The organism is Bacillota bacterium (assembly GCA_040754675.1).
Taxonomy (GTDB): domain Bacteria; phylum Bacillota; class Limnochordia; order Limnochordales; family Geochordaceae; genus Geochorda.
Window position 1 is genome coordinate 1 of sequence record JBFMCJ010000783.1, and the last position, 1,545, is coordinate 1,545.

Consider the following 1,545-nt stretch of genomic DNA (forward strand, 5'->3'; position numbering starts at 1 on the left):
ATGAACGAGGCCGCCCCCCGTTCACGACGAACGTAGGTTACGTCCCCCCGGTAAGGGATGAGCAGCTACACGCATGATCCCCTGTCAAGGCCTTTCCTCAAGCCGCTGCTTCGAGGTGAGCTCCCCGTCCGACCCTGCTTGACCGAGTACGGGTTGCGGTCGAGTATCTGGTCGATCCGTTCGGCCAGCCAGGTCAGGACCTGGGCCGTGGGATAGGGCGCCGCGTGGCGGTCGAGGAGGGCAAGCTTGGCGGCGTAAAGCTCGGGACGGATGCCCGCAAACAATCGCCCCGAGCGTCACATCGCCAAGGCGATCCGAGCCAGCTTGGCCGCCAAGGCTACGACGGTGGCCGCGACCGCGGTGGCCCGGGAGCTTTTGGGGTTTGCCTGGGCCATTGCATGCGATGTCGAGCCCAGCGGACTGAGGTAGCGGCCGGATCTGACGACCGGGAGGCGAGAGCCGGCGTTCCGACGTTTCAATTTCAACCCGGGTCCAGCCGACCGGGTGAGCCGGACCCGAGCGCCTCACTGGATGCCTCGGCCGGGTGTTGGCCGCGCACGACCGGGTCGGCCAGCTGGTCCTGGAGCTCGGTAATCCGGCGGCGCGACTCGGCCGGGTTCAGCGTCGCATAAAGCCGGCGCAAGGCGGCCCTGCGTTTCTCGGAGATGGCCGGATGGGCCAGCACCCGGTGGTACGGCGTCTGGGGGTCGTCGTAGAAGCGCCGCACCCGGGCGCCGTGCCGCTCTTTCCGCACCAGCTTCTGGACGGGCTGAAAGAAGTTCGTGTACAGCCGCAGCGGGGAGTAGAGGGCGTCGAGCCGCGCGACCTGCTCGGGGCGTATCGTAGCGCAAGTAGCCCACGTAGCGGCGCACCACCGACCAGTTCTCTTGCTCCACGTGGCCGTTGTCGTTCTTGCGATAGGGCCGCGAACGGGTGAAGGTGATCCGGTGGGATTCGAAAAAGCGCAAGAGCTGCGCATTGATGAACTCCGCCCCGTTGTCGGAGTCGATACCGAGGATGGGGAAGGGGAAAGCCAACAGCCGGCGCTGGAGGGCGTCGACGACCCACTTCTGCGCCTTGTTGCGCACCGCCACCGTCTCGATCCACCCGGTGGCGACGTCGACCATGTCCAGGGTCTGGGCGAAGTCCCCCCGGGCGTCGCCCCCGTCGTGGCCCACCAGGTCGACCTCCAGAAAGCCCGGACGCGTGTCGTCCCACTCGGCGAAGGTCCGGATGGGGATGGCGCCTTTGAGCAGGCTGCCGGGCTTGGTGCCACTGCGCCCTTTGATCTGCAGCCGCTGGCGCTCCCGGGCCAGCAGCCGGTCCACCGTCGCGGCGCTGATCCGCAGCAGCCGCTCCCGCACCTCGGGGGTGAGGCTCAGCTCCCCCCAGCGCTCCAGGACGGGCACCACCTCCGGCAGAAAGGGCGCCAACCGCTTGCCGGCCGGGAAGGTCAGGATGGTCCACACCCGCACCAGCGCCTCCTTCACCTCCCGGGTATAGATGGGCGGCCGCCCGGTCCGGTGCACGGCCACCCGGGCCACC

Annotated in this window: 2 protein-coding genes; both read right to left on the minus strand. The window is 68.5% G+C overall.

Annotated elements, in window-relative coordinates; translation table 11 throughout:
- Positions 1 to 65: 65 nt before the first annotated feature.
- Complete coding sequence (locus tag AB1609_23580) at positions 66 to 284, minus strand: hypothetical protein (protein ID MEW6049416.1); 219 nt, start codon at positions 282 to 284, stop codon at positions 66 to 68.
- 240 nt (positions 285 to 524) lie between these two features.
- Positions 525 to 1,545, minus strand: a 1,021-nt coding sequence (locus AB1609_23585) for a DDE-type integrase/transposase/recombinase (GenBank protein ID MEW6049417.1), incomplete at its 5' end; no start/stop codon positions are given.